The following is a 20,704-nucleotide window of genomic DNA, read 5'->3' as shown; positions in this document are numbered from 1 at the left end:
AAATAAGGTGATAATGAAGTATTTAATCATATTTACAATTGTAAATATCAATAATTCAGAGCATTTTTAGAATAAATCCTATTACTGTTTTAAAAAGCAAAAACACTTATAAATACATAGTTTACAATTGTGAATTACTTAATATTTATAAAAGTTAACTTAAAACAGGTCTCATTTGTATGTGATACAAACCGAATCGTTCCGTTGTGAGCTTCCATAATACTTTTACTTAAAGTTAAACCAATTCCAGAACCGTCTTTTCGAGTTGTAAAATATGGAATAAAGATGTTGTCTTTAATATCATTAGAAATTCCAATACCGTTATCTATAACAGATAAGTTTATTCGGTTATTCTCTTGATGTAATTTAATTGTGATTTTTGGATTTTCTATAGCAACTAAAGCATACAAACAATTAGATAATAAATTTATAAGTACTTGTTCTATTTGTTGTTTATCAGCATTAATAATTATCTCTTTAGAAACATCGAATTCTATATGTATTTTTTTAGATAAAAATTCTTGTTGAAAAAGTGTTAAAGTATTTTTAATAATTATAGTAAGATCTACTTCTACTTTTTGTGGCAAAGGTAATTCAGCTAACTTTCTATAAGTATCTACAAAAGATGTTAAATGGTATGAACGACGTTTAATTATTTGCAACCCTTGCGATAACTCTTGTATTGTTTCTTCATCAGTTTGATCTTCTTGTAAAAGAGAATCTAAATTTTCGGCTAAACTACTAATAGGAGTAATGGTATTAATTATTTCGTGCGACATTACATTCATTAATTTATACCAAGCTTCTTTTTCTTTCTTATCAATTAATTGCTGAATCGTTTCTAAAGAAATAATTAAATATTCATATTGATTGGTTTGTGTTACCGAGGTTTTTAAGAAAAAACTTTCTTTTATATCATTTACATCAATACTAATAGTATGCTTAACTTCTTCCCATTTAGATATGAAGTTAGCTAGGTTACCTAGTTTACCTTTTAATAAATTCCAATTATAAAATTTTGGTATTTTTAAAAATTCGGTAAACGCTTTATTAATTTGAAATACTTCAATTTGTAGATTCGTATCTTTTCTTAAAATAAGAATACCTGTACTTAAACTTTCTATAATATTGGTAAGAATTAACGCTTCAGAAGTTTTTAAAAGACTTTTCTTTCGGTTTTTTTCTAATAATAAAGCAGTTTTGTTGTGTAACGGGTTTTCTCTTTTTTTAGATGAAAAAGTATTCGAATAATCATCATGCAATAAACAATCTATCGATTTTTCGATATCAGCAAACAGTTTTTTTAGATAATCAAAAAATAAGAATAGTTGAAAAATAAACAAAAAAGAAAACCCAATAGTGTTAATTGAGTATCCGTTTAAATAGGTGAAAAAAACTAGAATTCCGTTTATTATCAATAGCAAAACTCTAATAAGTATCTGAATAAATTGAGGTTTTCCCATTTTATAATTGATGTTTTTCTAAGCGTCTATATAGTGCAGCTCGGGTTAAACCTAAATCTTTTGCGGCACGAGAAATATTACCTTGATGCTTTTGCAACGCTTGTTCTATTAACAACTTTTCAGTTTCTTCTAAGTTTAAACTATTAGCCAATGTAGCTTCTAGTTTTTTAGTTGAAAAATGTAAATCTTCTAACTGAATTTCAGTATTATCTGTTATAATTACTGCACGCTCTACAATATGTTCTATTTCTCTAATATTTCCAGGCCAATGATATTTTTTTAATCCACTAATAGCTTGTGTACTAAATCCGTTTATTTTCTTTCTGTATTTCTGGTTTAGTTTCTTCAAAAAATGATTAGCTAGTAACTCAATATCACCAATACGATCTCGAAGCGGCGGTAAGTTTAATTCGATGGTATTTATTCTAAACAACAAATCTTGACGAAACAATTGCTCTGCTACCATTTTATGAACATTTGCATTTGTAGCACAAATAATGCGCACATCAATAGCTCGTTCTTTACCTTCACCTAAACGTGTTATTTTTCTGTTCTGAACAACAGTTAATAATTTAGATTGTAAATGGAGTGGAAGGTTACCTATTTCATCTAAAAAAATAGTACCGCCTTTTGCTAATTCAAATCTACCAATAGTATCTTTATGAGCATCCGTAAAAGCTCCTTTTGTATAACCAAATAATTCACTTTCAAATAAATTTTCATTTAAAGAACCTAAATCGACATGAATAAAAGGATGGTTTTTTCTTTCGGATTTTAAATGTATTTCTTTTGCAAATACGTATTTACCTGTTCCGTTTTCACCTAAAATTAAAATAGTAGCATCTGTAGGTGCAACTTTTTGCGCCAAGCCAACCGCCGATTTCATTGCTGGAGAAGTACCAATAATATGTTCTGTTTGTTGATGAAAATCTTTATCGTTTAATTTTTGAACGGTTTGTAATTGTGTTGTTTTTCGTTTAGAACGTGATAATTCTATTCCCGAATTTACAATTCCGTATAACCTCTCAGTATTCCAAGGTTTTAATATAAAATCAGTAGCTCCTTTTTTAATAGCATCAACAGCTAAATTTACACTACCAAAAGCTGTCATTAAAAGCACGGTAGTTTCCGGACTAACTTCTTTAATATGCTTTAACCAATACAAACCTTCTTTACCATCTTCATAACCAATACGGTAATTCATATCTAACAAAACAACATCTATATGGGTTGAAGAAGTTAAATGATTACTTATTTTCTTCGGATTATTAGCCGTGATAATTTCGGTGAAATATTTCTTTAAACTTATTCTGGCAGAAAATAAGATATCATCATCATCATCTACTATCAATATGGTTGCTTCTTTTTTTCTCATACTACATAGTTAGTCAATTGTTTGAATATGAACAAAAAAATGTTCGTTTTTGAACACCTGAGAACTTAGTTGAAAACTTAAACACCTGTTTATTAGTAATTTACATATATATTTTCTAGTGGCACATTTATGGACTTAACTATGCCAAACGAAGACAAATTATAATGGATAAACAGATACAGACAAAAAATAAATCAACTAAAAAGATGCTATTATGGGGAATTCCAATCGTCTTATTAATATGTATTATTTTAATGAATTTAACACGTAAAAAACAAGTTAACATTAATAAAGATAATTTAAGTATTAGAGAAATTACTCGAGGAGATTTTGAAGATGTAATTTTATTTAATAGTACAGTTGAGCCAAAAACGTCTGTTTTAGTAAATGTTATTCAGGGTGGTTCAGTGTCTGAAATTTTTGTTGAAAGCGGGCAAATGATTAAAAAAGGAACGCCTTTATTAAAAGTTTACAACCCCAATGCTGAATTAAATTACTTAACGCAAGAAACAGCAATGATCGAGCAGATTAATAATTTAAGAAATTTACGAGTAAGTATTAAAAATCAGCAATTAAGTTTAGATCAGCAATTATTGAGTATTAATAATGATTTTAGAAATGCAAAACGTCAATATGATTTAGATAAGAAATTATTCGAGAAAGGAGTTGTAGCAAAAAATGATTATGAAAAATCTGCTCAAGAACACTCGTATCAAAAAGAGAGAAATGGCGTAATTAAAAAAAGTGTTTCAGAAGAAAAAAGGAGTAGAGATTTACAATTAATAAGTATAAATTCATCGTTAAATAACATGGGAAAAAGCTTAGAGTTATTACGTAAAAACAAAGAAAATTTTACTGTAAAAGCGCCGGTAGATGGTTTGTTATCTTCTTTTAACCCAATATTAGGAGAAAATTATAATCAAGGACAACCAATCGGAAAAATGGATGTTTTAGACGGTTATAAATTAGTAGCAAATGTTGATGAATACTATATTTCTAAACTTAAAAAGGGAATTAAAGGAAGCGTTTCTGCAAATAATGAAAATTATAAAATAGTCTTATCAAAAATTTATCCTGAAGTACAAAACGGACAATTTAAAGTAGAATTATTGTTTGAGAAGGATACTTTATCAAACAACATAAAAAGAGGTATGTCTTTAAATAGTAAAGTGTTTTTATCTGGTAAAACAAAAGCTTTATTAATACCTAAAGGATTGTTTTATCAAAGTACAAATGGTAAATGGGTTTTTGTTTTAGATTCGGATAATAAAGCAGTAAAAAGAAACATTAAAATAGGTAGAGAAAATCCTTTTTATTACGAAATTATTGAAGGTTTAAAGGAAGGAGATAAAGTAATTACCTCTAGCTATGATGATTTTGAAAAGATGGAAGAGGTAAATATAAATTAGAGTTTAAAAGTTGTAAAGTAATAAAGTTAATGTCAGTTCGAGCGGAGTCGAGAACTGTTAAATAAAAAATTAAAAAACATATTAAAATGATAAAAATAACAAATTTAGTAAAGGTTTACAGAACAGAAGAAGTAGAAACAACAGCTTTAAATAAGTTGAGTTTAGAAGTTAAAAAAGGAGAGTTTGTTTCAATTATGGGAGCATCAGGTTGTGGTAAATCAACTTTATTAAACATTATTGGTTTGTTAGATGCGCCAAACGAAGGAAGCTATTTATTTGATGAAACAGAAGTGGCAAAGTTTAATGAAAAAGAAAGATCAAGCCTGCGTAAAGCAAATATTGGTTTTGTTTTTCAGAATTTTAATTTAATTGATGAGTTAACAGTATACGAAAATGTAGAACTTCCTTTAATTTATAATAAGGTAAAAGCATCCGAAAGAAAAGTTAGAGTTACAGAAATTTTAGAACGGATTGGTATTGCGCATAGAGCAAAACATTTTCCGTTACAATTGTCTGGTGGTCAGCAACAAAGAGTAGCTGTAGCTAGAGCTTTAGTAACGAATCCTAAATTAATTTTAGCCGATGAACCAACAGGTAATTTAGATAGTAAAAGTGGTAATGATGTAATGGAATTATTAACTGAATTGCATGCTTCTGGAGCTACAATTGTTATGGTTACACACTCATCTTACGATGCTAAATTTTCTTCAAGAATTATTACTTTAAAAGACGGGGAAGTAATTTCTGAGAAAAAGAATGAGCATAAAGTTGATGTTTTAATTAACTAATCTAAAAAAGAAAAATTTATGTATCAAATATGGTTAAAAATATTTTTTAGGAATAGCAAAAAAAACTGGTTAAATACAATTATTAATATTAGTGGTTTAACCTTAGGTTTGGCTGGTTTATTAATTGTTTTATTATACTTAAACGAAGAGAAAAGTTATAATCAATGGAATCCTAATAAGGATGATGTTTATCGAGTAAACCTAAAACAGGCTAAAAATGATGAAGTTTGGTATACCGTAAATGCCGGAATGTATTTAACATTTCCAAAAGAGTTACCAGAAGTAACAGCATCTATAATGGTAAAACCATTTTATAGGAGTAAGGTAATTCAGTACAAAGATGGTTATGAATTTAATGACAAAACAATATTTACAGAACCTCAATTTTTTGACTTTTTCCCTTTTGAAATTATAGCAGGATCTTCTCAGAAATTTACTGAAACAAGAAAGAATATTGCATTATCAAAAGCATATGCTGAAAGAATTTTTAAAGGAGATAAAGCGGTAGGTAGTACGGTAAAAATTGATGGGGAAAATTATATTGTAAGCTGTGTATATGAAATTCCGAAGAATTCACATCACGAACCTGAAGTTTTAATTCAGTTTGATGAAGCATTTGAAGTTAATTGGGGAAATCATAATAATGAAGTTTTTTGCAGAATTACTAAAGGAACAGATTTGGAAGATTTACAACAAAAAATGAATCAAGTTATTATTGAAAAAGCATATAGACCTGAGGTTGAAAGTCATGGAATGACAATTCCAGAGTTTGATAAAAAATACGGAATTCCAACAGTACTTTTAGACAAACTAGATACGTTGTATTTGCATAATACTGCAAAAAGAGCAGGACCGAGCGGAACAGGAAATTATCAACTATTAATGGTTTTATTAGGTTTATCTATTCTTTTAATTGTTATTTCTTGTGTAAATTTCATCAATTTATCTGTAGCTACAGGAAGCCAAAGAGCTAAAGAAGTAGGAGTAAAGAAAACACTTGGTTTGCCTAAAAAACATTTACTTTTTCAATATATATTAGAAATTGTTTTACAAGGATTTATATCATTTCTTTTTGCTTTGGTAATTGTAGAATTATCGTTACCATTTTTTAATGAATTTGTTGAAACTGAAATTTCAATTTTACATTCAAATTCATTAATAACGTTATTTTTTACGGCAATATTTATATCTCTTTTTGTAGGTAGTATTCCTGCAATATATCTTTCTAATTTTAAAGCTATTGAAGTATTAAAAGGAAGTGTTTCTAAAAGTAAAAAAGGAAATTTAGCTAGAAACATAATGTTAGGATTACAGTTTTTAATTTCTGGTTTTTTTATTATTAGTATGTTAATTGTAGGAAATCAAATTAACTATATGATGGAAAAAGAGTTAGGTTTTGATAAGGAACAAGTACTTTCTGTAGATGTTTATAGTATGCCTAATAAATTTCAAAAATATAAATTAGCAAAAGAAGTTTTATCTAAAAAAGAAAGCATTATTGCTGTAACAGCAAGTATGTTCGTTCCAGGAGAAGGCTATGTAAATGGTACTGGATTAAGGCATAAAGTAAACGACAAAAGTTTAAATACAGCATCAAACGTTGTAGATTATAATTATATAGATTTTGCTAAAATTGAAATACTAAAAGGTAGAAACTTTTCTGATGAAAAAGCAACAGATAAAACCAATAAAATTATAATAAATGAAACAGCTGCTAAAGCATTAGGTATTTATAACAATCCTTTAGGAGAAAAATTAGCTTTAGGTTGGCTTGAAGACGAAGATGAATCAAACTCATTTGAAGTAATAGGTATGATTAAAGATTATCATTTTGATGGTTTTGATTCTAAAATAGCACCTATGTTTTTAGTACCATGGGAAGGTTTAGAGTTTACACATGGTTGGATTCCTGCAATTCAATTTAAAATAAAACCTAATAATATGGATAGTTCTATTGCAGAAATAGAAACATATTGGAGACAAAATATAGATGTAAAGTATCCTTTTTCATATGAGTTTTTAGATACGAAATTCGCCAAAACGTATAAAAAATATCAGAAGCAACAAACATTGTTTTTAGTGCTTTCTTTATTAGTTATTTTAATTTCTTTATTAGGGTTATTTGCTTTGGCAACCTTAACAATTCAGCAACGATTAAAAGAAGTAGCAATTCGTAAAACATTAGGCGCATCAGTAAATGAAATTATGATTCAGTTATTACAAAATTTTTTAAAGATTGTAATAATCTCTTCAGTAATACTAGTTCCTATTGCTTATTATTTTATGCAAAACTGGTTACAAAACTTTGTTTACAGAATAGACATGCCAATACTACCATACATAATAACGCCAATTATTTTAATTGTCTTAGTGCTCGCTGTCGTTGGTTTTAAAGCTTATAAAGCAACAAAAATCGATTTAATTAAATATTTGAAATTCGAATAATTATGTTTAAAATATGGTTTAAAATATTTTTTAGAAATAGTAAAAAGAATTGGTTAAATATAGTCGTTAACATATTTGGTTTAACTTTAGGTTTTGCTGGGTTATTATTGGTGTTATTATACTTAAATGATGAAGAAAGTTATAATATTAAGAATCCAAGTGCAAATGAAGTTTACAGAGTAATTCATAAAATGTCTGATGGAGAAATTTGGGCAAGTAGTAACAATTTAGAAGGAGAAAAATTTAATGATGAAATACCTGAAATAAATAACTTTTATTTAAGTAATAGCTGGACTCATAACACGCTAATTAAAGTGAATGGGAAACAATCATATGTTAGAAATGTGTTAAAAGGAACGTCTAGTTTCTTTGAGTTTTTTCCTTTTCAGATAAAAGAAGGTAGTTCAGAAGCTTTTAAGCAAGGTAGAAACCATTTAGCTATATCAGAAGAACAAGCTAAAAATTTGTTTGGAAAAACATCTGCAATTGGAAAAACAATTGATTTTCAAGATAGAAGTTTTATAGTTACAACTGTTTATAAAATAACTGGTAAGCATTATTTTATGCCAAAAATGGTCATTCAGTTTAAAGAAGATTTAGAAGGAAAATGGGGTAGTTTCTCAAATAATTTGTTTGTTAAAACAAATATAGGTTCAGACTTAAAAGAATTAAATAAGAAAGTAAATGCTGTTTGGTTTAAAAATGTTACAGAACCAGAAGCTAAAAAAGATGGTTTATCAATAGAAGATTTTTTCGGAAAAAATGGAACAACTGTTATTCTTGAACCGTTAAAAGACATTCGTTTAAAAACAATTGCAGATGATGCTGGGCCAGAAGGGAAAGGAAATTATCAATTAATTTTAATAATGTTATCCTTATCAGTTTTATTAATCATTATTTCTTGTGTAAATTTCATTAATTTATCAATTGCTTCAGCAACACAAAGAGCAAAAGAAGTTGGAGTTAAAAAAACGCTAGGACTTTCTAAACTTGCTTTAACACAACAATATGCTTTAGAAATTGTTTTACAAGGATTTATAGCATTCATTTTATCATTAGTTTTGGTAGAACTTATTTTGCCATCATTTAATGACTTTATGAATAAAGAAATTTCAATTTTAAATATAGAATTACTTTTAAAAGTTGGAATCTTAGCATTACTTATTTCATTAACTGTTGGTTTTATTCCAGCTATTTATTTATCAAAATTTAAAGCTGTTGAAGTTTTAAAAGGCAATATTTCAAGAAGCAAACAAGGTGTTTTTGCAAGAAATATTATGCTAGGTGTTCAATTTTTAATTTCTGGGTTCTTTTTAACAGGTTCAGTCGTCATTTATAATCAAGTAAATTATATGATGAATAAATATCTTGGTTTTAAAGGAGAACAAGTTGTTATTGTATCACTCAATGATTTTGATAATAGATTTAAAAAATATGAACTCGCTAAAAAGGAATTAATAAAACATCCAAATATTGATGTGGTTACAAGTAATTCCTTTACAATTGGAGGAGGGAGTTCAATGTCTACAAATGTAGATTATAAAGCCCTCTCAATACAAGCTTATGCAAATGCTTTTGATTTTAATTATTTGAAAACAATGGAAGTAACTTTGTTAAAAGGTAGGTTTTTAGACAAAAATAAAGCTTCAGATACTATTAATAATATTTTAATAAATGAAACATTAGCAAAAGAGCTTAATATTTATGATGACCCAATTGGAAAAAAAATAAAACCAGGTTTTAGTGATGAAACCAATAAAGTTAAAGTTTTTGAAATTGTTGGTATGGTTAAAGATTACCATTCATTTGGTTTAGATCGTAAAATAGTACCAACTTTTATGTTTCATTGGAATACTTTTGACTGGATTAAACAAAATTTTTGGCAAATACAGTTTAAGATAAAACCAAATAATGTATCAGAGACTTTAAAGCACATAGAGAATTATTGGAAAGAGAATGTAGAGCAAGGCTACCCCTTTAATGCACAGTTTTTAAACAAACGCTTTGCTAAAACGTTTAAAAAGTATCAAAATCAAAAAACATTATTTTTAATATTAACTTCTGTTGTGATTATTATTTCTTTATTAGGGTTATTTGCTTTAGCAACATTAACAATTCAGCAGCGATTAAAAGAAGTTGCTATAAGAAAAACATTAGGTGCTTCTATTAAAGAAATTATGGTTGAACTAATAAAAAGTTTTTTAAAAATTACTTTAATTTCTTCAGTAATATTAATTCCTATTGCATATTATTTTATGCAAACCTGGTTGCAGAATTTTGTTTATAGAATTGATATGCCAATACTACCATATGTTTTAACACCAATTATTTTAATTGTTTTAGTATTCGCTGTTGTTGGTTTTAAAGCTTATAAAGCTACGAAAATTGATTTAATTAAATATTTAAAATTCGAATAGTATTTTTGATTATTTAATGCATAAAAAAGGGCAAATTAAATTGCCCTTTTTTATCCCCTAATTTTTTAATATGTTTTCCCCTTATAAACATATTATACTTGTGTGTTATACAAATGTAAAAACTTTATAGTGCTTATAAATGTAAATAATCGTATATGTTTATTTTTTTAACATATTAATTGTTATTATGATTATTTATGAGCTTAAGTAATAAGATAAATACATGTTTGTGAAAGTAATAATTAATTTTACTTAACTTGTTATAAAAATAAAAATTCTTATTCTTTTTTTTAAACTAGAAAAAAATGAAACTTTAGAACACAAAAAAAAGTGCGAAAAAAATAATTTTCGCACTTTTTACCACTAACTATTTTTTGTTTAATACATTTTATTTAAAAGATGTTAAATTCTAAACGTTATCCAAATATAATCATCTATTAAAAATAGTAACTGTAAATAATCGTAATTATAAATCTTTGGAATATGCTTTTATCAAAGGATATTCTTTTTTAAAATATTCTTTAGGAGTTTTTAACATAAACAATTTAAAGTCTTTTATAAAGTGAGAATGATCGTGATAATTATACATATAAATAAGATCATTTAAATCTATTTCATTATTTTCATATTTTCGCATTAGTCTTGTAAAACGAATCAATCTAATATATTTACCAGGTGTTAAACCAATAATTTTTTTAAATTTTGTTTCTATAGATTTTTGAGAAAAAGGAATGATTTTTAGGAGATCTGCCATCTGAATCATTCCGTCATTTTCAGAAATATATGTAATAGCTTTATCAATAAACACAACATCTTTATCAACAATTAATTCTAAATTATCTATAAACTCTATTATCTCTTTTATAAAATCAGAGACGTTTTTTTCATGCTTTAAAAAAATAGGGTTTAATTTTTTAAATAATTCATCATTGACTTTCTCTAAAGAAACATGATTATTTGTGAACATTGAAACGTTTTTTCCTAAAATTTTATATAAGGCAGTAGGATGTAAATTTATTCCTAAATTAAAACTCTCATTATTTAAAAAGTATTCATAGTTACATGAAAACTGACCAACGATGGTTAAACTTTTAAAAGAGATTGTCTTTTTTTTATGAACGATTATTTGTTCTCCTCCAAAAAAATATGCTAAAGCTGGTAAAGTAGTAGGTATAATCGTTGCTGCAAATGGTAAGTCATCTTGCGTAAAAGCTAAGCTAAAAACATTATTTATAAGCCCTCTACTATCTTTTTTATCATAAAAATTAAATTCCATTTGTTTTTCTAAGTTTATGAGCAATTTTAATTATTTGTTGTTCTTTTCCTGAAAATAAATTTTGGCAAGATTTAAAAAAGACCCCTTTTCCTTTTTCAATAAACTTTTTACAAAAATTATGCTATTACAGTAACTAAATCTTTCATAGGTTTTCTAACCTTTACCAAGTTAACTAACCAATCTTCAGCTTCTTTTCTATATCCTAACGGTAATAAAACAGCGCTACGTAACCCTTTTTCGCGTAATCCTAAAATTTTATCAACAGCGTCTGGTTCAAACCCCTCTAAAGGTGTTGCATCTACACCTTCATAAGCAGCAGCTATAATGGCATGAGAAAAAGCAATATATGCTTGTTTAGCAGCGTGAATAAAATTTTCCTCAGCATCTTTTTGAGGGTACATACCTAATAACATTTGACGATAATTCTCCCAACCTTCGTTTTTAAAACCACGAATTTCATTCGTTAAATCGAACATATAGTTAATTCTTTCTACAGTATACGTGTCCCAGGCAGCAAAAACGAGTAAATGTGAGCAATCGGTAATTACAGATTGATTCCATGCAATTGGCTTTATCTGTTCTTTTATTTCTTGATTTTTAACTACAAATATTTCAAAAGGTTGTAATCCGCTTGATGTTGCAGCCAATCGTGCAGCTTCTAAAATACGTGTTATTTTATCCTCAGCTACTTTTTCGCCATTCATCGCTTTAGCAGCGTATCTCCAGTTTAACTTATCTAATAATTCCATAATTAATAATTTATATTGATGCTATTTTTTTTATTTCGTTTGAAGTAATAATGACTTCAGTATTGTTTGTTTTATTTGCTAAGTTTAGCATTGCTTGTGCAATAGTTTCAGCATTTATGATTTTGTACTGTTTTAATTTTCCGATAAATAATGGTTGAACAACTTTAAATACAAGCAACCCTATTTTTTCTAAAAATCTATGTTCTTTACGATTACCACCAATTAAAGAAGGTCTTAAAATAAACGTGTTCTTTATGTTTAGAGATAAGACAGCGTATTCCATTTCTCCTTTTGTTTTATTATAAAATACATTACTTTTTTTATTTGCTCCCATTGCAGAAACCACTAAAAAAGTAGCTATATTATTTTCTTTTGATAACTTAGCTGCTGTTACTGTAATACCGTAATCTATTTGTTTATAAGTGTTTTTGTCTGGCGTTTTTTTTGCTGTTGTGCCAATACAACAAAACACTTCATCCGCAGTAAAATCATTTTTAAAATCAGCTAACTTTAAAATGTCTCCTATAAACTGAGTTACTTTATTAGGTAACCCTTTAATTTTAGCTCGTGAGAATAATTTGATATTATTGTAGTTATCATCTTCAATTAATTTATGCAGTACAAGTGATCCTGTTAACCCTGTTGCTCCTAATATAATGGCTGTTTTTTTCATATTAATTACAAACTTTTATACTATTCCAAGCCGATTGATAAGCTTCTTCTAGATGAGTTTTATTTAATGTAAATGCACCACGTTTTTGAGAAGTCATTAAAAAAGATAACGGATTTATAGCGTAAGCATATAATAAATAATCAGACATCGATTTAATAATTCCTTCTTTTTTACCACGAGTCCAAAGGTCTAGTAGGGGTTGTAAATGCTTAATACCTTCTTGTCTACTTAGTTCATCAATCATTGGTGTATTATTACATTGCGCTAAAAACATGGCATTTTCACATTCTCTTAATTTAAAGTCTGCAATACGATGCCATATTAATTTAAACCCTTCTTCTACAGCTATTTTTTCATCAAAAGTTGCAAAAGCATAATCAGTATATTTTGCTTTAACGTCTATATATGTTTGGTTTACTAAATCTTGTTTGTTTTCAAAATATAAATAAATAGTCGCAGGCGAAACGTTTGCCATTTTCGCAATTTTACTCATTGGTGTAGCATGAAAACCATTATTATTAACCAACCCGATGGTTGCTTTTACAAGTGCATTTCTTTTATCAATACTTTTTTGAAGTTTAGCCATTATTTGTTTTTTTTCTAAGTTTGTAAGCCAAAGCAATTAAAACAAACTGCATTGGTAATCGTATTAGAGCTGCTTTATGGCTACCAATTGCGGGAACATCAGAAAAGACATCCCATATATGTATTGGTAGAAAAATTAGCATTAAAATTAAGATTCCACTTGCAGCTATATATTTGTATTTAGGAATTAGTAACATTATTGCCAAGGCGATCTCAATAATTCCTGAAGCAAAGACAATAAAAGTTTTATATACCAAGAAGTTGGGTACGAATGGACTAAAAAAATCAGGTTTAATAAAATGTTGAACTCCAGCATTTAGTATAAATAGTGCTAATAGTATCCGTAAAATATTCCAGAATGGTTTCATAAAGTTCTTTTAGATTACTAAGATACGAAAAAAATGAATATTCATTCTTTTTTATATTGAAATAAAAAATAAGCGTTCGTAAATATCTAGATTATAGACTTAAACGAACGCAGTTTTTATAGCAATTAATATCTATAAAATAGAGCGGGGGACTCTTACTATTATTTTTTAGTTTTTTTCTTTGCAAAAGGATCTATGGAAATACCTATTTGAAAGTATCCGGTAGCTTTTTGAGTATTTTGATAGATGTAATCTTTTGATGAAGCTCCTTTTTCTGTTAAACGATTGCTGATAAAATTTTGCAAACCTCCTTGAAAAGTACCTATCAAAAAATTATTAAATCGGTATTCATACATAACACCCGATTTAATTTCTAATTGACTGTATTCAAATGTTTCGGTATAAGCAGGGTTGTCTTTTATATTTACATAAAAACCATTACCGCCAAAACTACTACCAATTGAAAATCTACCATTTTCACCAACGAATCTTCTAAATAATAGACGTTGTGGTAGTATAAAATCTAATTCCCATTTAGAGTTTTTAAATTTGTGACTGTATGAAAAAGTAGGAAAAAAAGGTATTTGAGATGTTGGATCAACAAAAACAATGGCACCTAAAGTCATCATGGTACGTTGCGTTCTTTTTAAAATAAAAGATAAACCAACTAAACCTTTAACACGTTCTAAGCCTTTATTATTTCCATCAACAATAAATGAAGCATTATAAATTACAGGTTTTTTAAAAAGTGATGAGAAATAGGTTGAACTTATTGCTGTAGAAAAATTATGAAAATTTACAGTTCCGTTTTGTTCGAATATAGGTTGATTAGTTTCATTTACATTCTCAAATTCAAAGGAATTTAATAGATAATTTAAAGAACCAGTAACAGCCCATTTTCTGTTTTTTGATCTATGCAAAGGAATATTTGCAGATGCTTTAAAAGTATGTTGAGTCTTTATTTTAGCGTTATTAAAATTAACTCCTAATAACTCAGAATCAAAATTACGCGCTAATGACTGTCCGTATTCAAAATTAAGTAAACGAGCATTCGGAAATTTTTCTTTTACACTAATAGCTGTTCTTTTTTGTAACGATGCTGATTTTTCTTGTGCATTTGCAATTGATACGATAAAAAGAAGCGCTATAATTATTTTAAACTTATTCATTTTTAGGGAGTTCTTATTTTCTATTAAATTTATCTATTTGTTGATCTTGAAAAACCATTGTTCTGTGAGGAAAAGGAATTTGAATACCTTCTTTATCAAAACGTTTTTTAATACTTTCATATAAATCACATTTCATAACAAAGGCTTTGTCAAAATTTTCGGCCCAGGCCCAAGCACGTAATGTTACTGCTGAATCTCCTAGATTTATAACTCGAATAACAACCTTTTTTACATTGTTATATTTATCTAATTCACTACGATGATCTAGTATATTAGGATGATTTTCACACTCTTCTCTAAGAACATGTTTAGCTAAATCAATATTACAATTGTATGAAATACCGACTTCTATCCACTGGCAACACATACGTTCACCTAAATCATAATTAATCAACTTTTCTTTGTTAATTACTGAGTTAGGAATAACAATCATCTTGTTTTCATAATTTCTTATAATTGTATGGCGTAAGGTAATATCTGTAACACGACCTACCATTGTTTCATCTAGTTTAATGATATCACCAATTTTAAAAGGCTTAAAAGAGATGATAAAAACTCCGCCAACTACATTCGCCAAAGCTTCCTGAGAAGCTACACCTGCAATAACGGCAAGTACACCAGCACCACCTAAAGCGGTTTGGGCAATACCACGTAAAGAAGGGAAAGCAAGTATGGCTAATATGGCGCCAATAAAATAAATACTAATAAAAGTGATATAGCTTAAAAATTTATAGCTCGTTGGATCTTCGTTGTTCTTTGTTTTTTTGTCAATAGTACGCGTAAACCATGTTTTTGTTAATGATGCTGTGGTTATTGTTAGTACAGCTACGATGCCTAAATAAAAAACAAGGTAAAAATTTTCGGTAGCAGTTTTGTAGCTTTCTTTATCAATAAATATAAAAGCAAGTGCCATAATACCTAATACAATCCACAAAGAATTTAATATTTTTTGTGTTAGATGAATTGTTTTAGGTATTTCATTTGGACGTTTCTTTCGTGATTGCTTTTCTAATAAATTATGAAATAATTTGGTAAAAAAACGAAAGACTAAAACGACACAGATAACTATAAGTGCATATATGATTGCTTGTTTATTTGCAGTCCAAAATTTAATCATTTTACTTTTTGATGTTTTTTAGTTTTGTGTTAATTGATTAGTTCTGAATTAAAAGAACTATTTTTTGTAAAAAAAACTTATTTATTTTTCCAATTTTCAATCAATTTAATACTCTCTTTTTGATAATACTCTATAAATTGCGTAAAGTCTTTTAGTTGTGAATTAAATTCGGGTGTTTCGTTAGTTCTGTTATTAAGTATCTGAAGTACAACTTCGTTATAGCTTGTAAGTGCATTAATGCTATCTTTAAAGGAATTTCTCCATTGACCTAGTTTGGTATGAAAATACCTTTTTCGATCTCCTGGTTTTGTTTTGTAACCAATACGTTTTAGCATTAATAAATTATTAATAGCATTGCTAGTTGCACTTTTACTCAACTCTAAATTTTTACGAATCTCATCAAATGTTAGTTCAGGAGTATCAGCTACAATAAGTAGTGCATCAACACGAGCAGAGGCAGGTGACAATCCCATTCCTTCTTGAACGACTCCAAAACTCTCAATGAGTTCTTTTTGTTTTTGGCTAAGCTTATTTTTCATAATTAAAAGCAAATGTAATTAGTTTTTTAAGTTCTGCTATTATGAAATTTAAAAATAATTATCTGTTTCTTAAAATATTTTGGTTCCTATAATAAATTTAAAGAACCTTTAAAATAGTTATTGAAACTACTATAAAATTATTATTTACTAAGCTAGTTTTAGTATACTTTTGTTTTATCAATTTATTAATTACATATTTAAAGTTAGTACGCTATTTATTTTTAAGACAGAATAAAGATATTTAAAGACGAATTTTAAATTAACGCTACATTAAATAAAGCTAGCCTAATAACAATAAGTGGTTCTCTTAGAAGAATAAAAATTATGACAACACAATACTCTATAATTATAGCAGATGATCATAGCATGTTTTTAGATGGTTTACGTAGCATTCTTTCTGAAGAAAAAAACATAACGATAGTACTAACCGCTACTAAAGGAACGCAGGCGCTTAAATATTTACAAATTAATACGACTAAAAAAATAGATTTAGTGATTACTGATATTAACATGCCAGAAATGGATGGTATCACATTAAATGATGCTATTAAAACGCAGTTTCCTACAACAAAAACGTTAGTAGTAAGTATGTTAGAAGATCCTGTAAAAATACAGCAATTAATAACCGCTAATGTGAATGGCTATTTATCTAAAAATGCTGAAAAAACAGAGCTATTAAAAGCTATTAAAACGATTTTAAAAGGAGATAATTATTTTTCACCAAGAATAAAAAACATATTGATGGAAGCAATGTTTGTTGCCAAATCTAAACCTGAAATTTCTTTAACTAAAAGAGAAAAAGAAGTGTTAAAACTTATCGCTAAAGAATTTACAACGAAAGAAATTGCTGCTCAATTATTTTTAAGTACACATACTATAGAGAGTTATCGTAAAAATTTAATTTCAAAATTAAGTGTACGTAATATTGCTGGATTAACACGTTATGCAATGGAACACGGGATTTTATAGTAGCTTACATTTAAAGGTATCCCTGAAAATAGGGAGGTAAATTTCACGGTATTTGGTCTTAAATATATTTAGTGATTCATGCAACTTTGCAACATACAATTACACTAATCTATTAAAAACTAAAAATTATGATTTACGGAATTACATTAATCCTTTTAAGTATTATCGCAGTACCATCTTTGATTTTAGCAAAAAAACCAAATGCACAAGAGTTATTAGATAAAATTGAACCATACCAAGGTTGGATAGGTTTAGTTTTTTGTTTAGCAGGTGTTTGGGGAGTTATCTCTGCTTTTTTAAATATGGGATGGATTACATCATTACCTATTTGGTGGATTACTCTTTTAGCAGGAAGTTTAGTTCAGGCAGTACTAGGTTTTATGTTAGGTTTTGGGATGATTAATAAAATATTACTGAGTAAAAACGAAGCAGCACTACAAAAAGCAGCAGCATTAAGAGAAAAATTAGCGCCAAAATTAGGGAAGTTAGGTGTTTTTGGTCTTATCGTTGGTGGTTGGATGATTGTAGCTTCTTTACTTTTTATATAAGCTTAAGAAACATTGAACAAGAAGGGGGATCTAAAAATTAGTTTTTTTAGATTATTTAAAGCCTGTACAATTATAAATTGTACAGGCTTTTTTATTTATTGATGTTTTCAAATAAAATTAAAGAGCGCTATAATTTATATATAACAAACAACACTTATTAAATAGTACTGAGTAAGCTTAACTTCCTGAATGAAGAATTTTATAAAATTTATTTCAAATCTTGTTTAGCTAGTTAAACAGTAATTGTCTTGGCATATTGCATAAAATAAGATTCTAAACGCTTTAGAATCGGGTGCATTTTTTTTGAATATAATACAAACTGACATTTATTAAGACTCTGAGTAATTGACATAAGAGCAGTATATGAAGCATTATTAACTAAAAAATCAGCATCATGTATACTAAATATCTTTAACTGAGAAATACTTAAACCTTCTAACAAAAGTAACTTGTTTACAATTTTAGGAGTCGCTATTAGAACATCAACACCTTCAAATATTTCTGATTTTAACACATCAATATGCAATTTTTCATCACCTAAATATACACGTAACGGGTGATATCTAGTGTATTTTAAAAAAGCATTATGAAGTTCAGTAGCTTTTTTATTATCTCCTACTAAAACAATGGCTCTTGGGGCATTACCAACAGCTTCAAATTTTAATTTTTGTAAAGTAGTTAGTATTAGTGTGGTTGTTTTTCCGCTACCTTCTGGAGCAGTACAATAAATATTAGCACCGCTTTTTATTACAGGAATACTCGCTTTCTGAAAAGGAGTAGGTGTTGTTATTTCAAGAGATTCTAATTTCTCTTTTATATCGGAATGTAATTTTTTAAAAGGCATAAAAATAAAAAGGATAACTGTTTAGTATACTATTTTTAGTAAGAAATGCAAATATACAATTAAATGGATGCTATTATATTTTTGTTAAAAATATAATTAAAGTTTAACAGCTGCTTATTAATAGGCAATAGTTTAAACTATATTAATTTTTTCTACCTATAAAATGTATTTGATAATAGCAAAATTAGTTGGTATTAGTATTAAATGCACAGGCAGTAATATTTGGTTTCATGCACAGCTATCAAGGATTTGTAGGAGTGGTTAATAGCTTTCTTTTTTGGGTTGATTTATTTAATAACCAAGCGAAAACTATTTCCTTTACTATTTACATATATGATTTTTGACATACTTATTTATGATTTCATTGTCTGTTTTTGATGCTTCACTATAAATAAAACAACAACTTTATCTCATAAAATTCTAGCCTAATAATAATAATAATGATAATAAGTTATTTCTAGGTTATCATCCAACGGGTAATTATCTAGAAAATACAATGAGATGTAATCTGAATTTACTTGAAAATAGTGTATTGAAAAAATCAAAACATTTGCACTATAATGTTCTGCGTTATCTTATTTTGCTTTGGTAAAAGCCGTTTGCAGAAACAATCTTACTTTTATTTTTTTCTTCTCAAATGTTTCTTTAAAAATGTAATAGAATACGTTTTGTCCGAAGCGACGATAGGAGTGAAGTGGTAATGTGTATTGAATGGAATTATAGTTCTAATTATTATTTTTGCATATATTAGCGTAATAAATACGCATAAAATGCAACAAGCAATTAAACTTTCTGTAGATGCTGTAGTCTTTGGCTATGAAGAGCAAACAATTTCTGTACTACTTATTAAAAGAAAATATGAACCTTTTAAAGGAGAATGGGCAATTCCTGGAGGCTTTGTTTTAAACAATGAATCTTTAGAAGAAGCAGTAGAGCGAGAACTTAAAGAAGAGACAGGTATTAAAATTAACTACTTAGAACAGCTATATACTTTTGGTAACCCTAAAAGAGATCCTAGAAGTCGAGTAGTATCTGTTGCTTATTTTGGTCTAATTAAACCTAGTGCTTTTAAAATATTTGCATCAACCGATGCAGAAGCAGTACAATGGTTTAAAATTGATGAACTACCAAAGTTATCGTTTGACCACAAAGAAATCTTGAAAATGGCTATTACCAGATTACAAGGTAAAATAACATATGAACCAATTGGTTTTGAGTTATTAGACACTAAGTTTCCTTTTTCAGATTTAGAAAAACTATATACAACCTTATTAGGAAGATCAATAGATAGACGCAATTTCAGAAAAAAAATGTTAAGTCTTAATGTTTTAGATGAGCTCGATGAAAAAGTTTATAAAGGTTCAGGAAGACCTGCTAACTTGTTTAAATTCAATAAACAAAGATATTTCAAATTAAAGAAAGAAGGAATTTTTTTCGAGATTTAGTAAAGTAAAATCAGTTTTATGTAAAAAAACACAAATAAACTTGTGCGAAATCTAAATCAATTATATATTTGTGTTATAATTACGCAAATACAATTATTTTGGTTTATACATCAGAGAAACAATTACCACAAGAGAAAGGAAATTATGTTTTCTTAGCAGGAAGTATTGATAAAAGATATTTTGGTAACTGAAGAAAAACAATAATTGAAGAAATAGGAGATAGTAATATTATTTAGACCCTACAAATAGGAATCACGATAAATTGAGTGATAAAGAAATGAAGCTACATATTCAATGGGAGTTAGATACTTTATCAAAAGCAGATATCATTTTATTAAACTTTCTTTCTGACTCAAAATCACCAATATCTCTTGTTGAACTAGGTCTTTACGTAGCCTCTAATAAATTAATTATTATATGCCCTAAAGAGTTTTATAAGAGTAAATATGTATATACATTGTGTGAGAAATATAACACACCAATATTTGATAATATAAATAAAGCATTAGTTAAATTTTAAAAAAG

Annotated in this window: 18 protein-coding genes and 1 pseudogene; 8 read left to right on the top strand and 11 right to left on the bottom strand. The window is 27.6% G+C overall.

Annotated features, from left to right (window positions below):
* Positions 1–134 precede the first annotated feature (134 nt).
* Entirely contained in the window at positions 135–1,463 is a 1,329-nt protein-coding gene (locus N2251_RS06810) for a sensor histidine kinase (protein ID WP_260585994.1), read from the bottom strand.
* Position 1,464: 1 nt separating this feature from the next.
* On the bottom strand, positions 1,465–2,838 hold the full coding sequence (locus N2251_RS06805; RefSeq protein ID WP_260585993.1) for a sigma-54-dependent transcriptional regulator: 1,374 nt from the start codon (positions 2,836–2,838) through the stop codon (positions 1,465–1,467).
* Positions 2,839–3,002: 164 nt separating this feature from the next.
* Here N2251_RS06805 and N2251_RS06800 point away from each other — a divergent pair, with 164 nt between their 5' ends.
* The 4 genes from N2251_RS06800 to N2251_RS06785 all read left to right on the top strand — a co-directional run bounded on the left by N2251_RS06800 (position 3,003) and on the right by N2251_RS06785 (position 9,897).
* Positions 3,003–4,247, top strand: a complete 1,245-nt coding sequence (locus N2251_RS06800) for an efflux RND transporter periplasmic adaptor subunit (protein WP_260585992.1) — start codon at positions 3,003–3,005, stop codon at positions 4,245–4,247.
* An 86-nt stretch (positions 4,248–4,333) separates the two neighbouring features.
* Positions 4,334–5,035, top strand: coding sequence for an ABC transporter ATP-binding protein (locus tag N2251_RS06795; protein WP_260585991.1), 702 nt, complete (start codon positions 4,334–4,336; stop codon positions 5,033–5,035).
* 18 nt (positions 5,036–5,053) lie between these two features.
* Complete coding sequence (locus tag N2251_RS06790) at positions 5,054–7,480, top strand: ABC transporter permease (RefSeq protein ID WP_260585990.1); 2,427 nt, start codon at positions 5,054–5,056, stop codon at positions 7,478–7,480.
* A gap of 2 nt (positions 7,481–7,482) precedes the next feature.
* Positions 7,483–9,897 carry an ABC transporter permease gene (locus tag N2251_RS06785; protein ID WP_260585989.1) on the top strand — a complete coding sequence of 805 codons (2,415 nt, stop codon included), beginning with the start codon at positions 7,483–7,485 and terminating at the stop codon, positions 9,895–9,897.
* A gap of 466 nt (positions 9,898–10,363) precedes the next feature.
* Here the strand turns inward: N2251_RS06785 and N2251_RS06780 are convergent, their stop codons facing one another.
* From N2251_RS06780 to N2251_RS06745, 8 genes are all read right to left on the bottom strand, one after another.
* On the bottom strand, positions 10,364–11,173 hold the full coding sequence (locus N2251_RS06780) for a helix-turn-helix domain-containing protein (RefSeq protein WP_260585988.1): 810 nt from the start codon (positions 11,171–11,173) through the stop codon (positions 10,364–10,366).
* Positions 11,174–11,289: 116 nt separating this feature from the next.
* On the bottom strand, positions 11,290–11,922 hold the full coding sequence (locus tag N2251_RS06775) for a nitroreductase family protein (protein WP_260585987.1): 633 nt from the start codon (positions 11,920–11,922) through the stop codon (positions 11,290–11,292).
* A 10-nt stretch (positions 11,923–11,932) separates the two neighbouring features.
* Positions 11,933–12,595 carry an NAD(P)H-binding protein gene (locus N2251_RS06770; protein ID WP_260585986.1) on the bottom strand — a complete coding sequence of 221 codons (663 nt, stop codon included), beginning with the start codon at positions 12,593–12,595 and terminating at the stop codon, positions 11,933–11,935.
* Position 12,596: 1 nt separating this feature from the next.
* The gene (locus N2251_RS06765; RefSeq protein ID WP_260585985.1) at positions 12,597–13,181 is read right to left on the bottom strand and encodes a TetR/AcrR family transcriptional regulator; all 585 of its coding nucleotides are present in this window, start codon (positions 13,179–13,181) and stop codon (positions 12,597–12,599) included.
* Complete coding sequence (locus tag N2251_RS06760; RefSeq protein WP_260585984.1) at positions 13,174–13,548, bottom strand: DoxX family protein; 375 nt, start codon at positions 13,546–13,548, stop codon at positions 13,174–13,176. Before N2251_RS06760 ends, N2251_RS06765 begins: the two co-directional genes overlap by 8 nt.
* Positions 13,549–13,709: 161 nt before the next feature.
* A complete protein-coding gene (locus N2251_RS06755; RefSeq protein WP_260585983.1) occupies positions 13,710–14,717 on the bottom strand; it encodes a hypothetical protein in 1,008 nt (335 codons plus the stop codon).
* Between the two features lie 13 nt (positions 14,718–14,730).
* Positions 14,731–15,834, bottom strand: a complete 1,104-nt coding sequence (locus N2251_RS06750) for a mechanosensitive ion channel family protein (protein ID WP_260585982.1) — start codon at positions 15,832–15,834, stop codon at positions 14,731–14,733.
* 77 nt (positions 15,835–15,911) lie between these two features.
* Positions 15,912–16,373 carry a GbsR/MarR family transcriptional regulator gene (locus N2251_RS06745; protein ID WP_260585981.1) on the bottom strand — a complete coding sequence of 154 codons (462 nt, stop codon included), beginning with the start codon at positions 16,371–16,373 and terminating at the stop codon, positions 15,912–15,914.
* A 324-nt stretch (positions 16,374–16,697) separates the two neighbouring features.
* Here N2251_RS06745 and N2251_RS06740 point away from each other — a divergent pair, with 324 nt between their 5' ends.
* Together N2251_RS06740 and N2251_RS06735 are read left to right on the top strand one after the other, a co-directional pair.
* Positions 16,698–17,342: a response regulator gene (locus N2251_RS06740; protein WP_260585980.1), complete on the top strand. Its 645-nt coding sequence runs from the start codon at positions 16,698–16,700 to the stop codon at positions 17,340–17,342.
* A gap of 128 nt (positions 17,343–17,470) precedes the next feature.
* Positions 17,471–17,890: a hypothetical protein gene (locus N2251_RS06735; protein WP_260585979.1), complete on the top strand. Its 420-nt coding sequence runs from the start codon at positions 17,471–17,473 to the stop codon at positions 17,888–17,890.
* Between the two features lie 232 nt (positions 17,891–18,122).
* On the opposite strand, the gene N2251_RS06730 is transcribed toward N2251_RS06735, so the two are convergent.
* On the bottom strand, positions 18,123–18,734 hold the full coding sequence (locus N2251_RS06730) for a DEAD/DEAH box helicase (protein ID WP_260585978.1): 612 nt from the start codon (positions 18,732–18,734) through the stop codon (positions 18,123–18,125).
* A gap of 770 nt (positions 18,735–19,504) precedes the next feature.
* Between N2251_RS06730 and N2251_RS06725 the strand changes: the two genes are divergently transcribed.
* A complete protein-coding gene (locus N2251_RS06725; RefSeq protein WP_260585976.1) occupies positions 19,505–20,179 on the top strand; it encodes an NUDIX hydrolase in 675 nt (224 codons plus the stop codon).
* 241 nt (positions 20,180–20,420) lie between these two features.
* Positions 20,421–20,699 (top strand): annotated as a pseudogene (locus tag N2251_RS06720) (nucleoside 2-deoxyribosyltransferase domain-containing protein); the annotation flags it as partial.
* Between the last annotated feature and the right edge of the window lie 5 nt (positions 20,700–20,704).

Origin of the sequence: Tenacibaculum haliotis (assembly GCF_025215075.1) — a bacterium.
GTDB classification, from domain to species: Bacteria; Bacteroidota; Bacteroidia; order Flavobacteriales; family Flavobacteriaceae; genus Polaribacter; species Polaribacter haliotis_B.
Note: the sequence above shows the minus strand (reverse complement) of the source record. Positions and strands in the feature narration are given on the sequence as shown.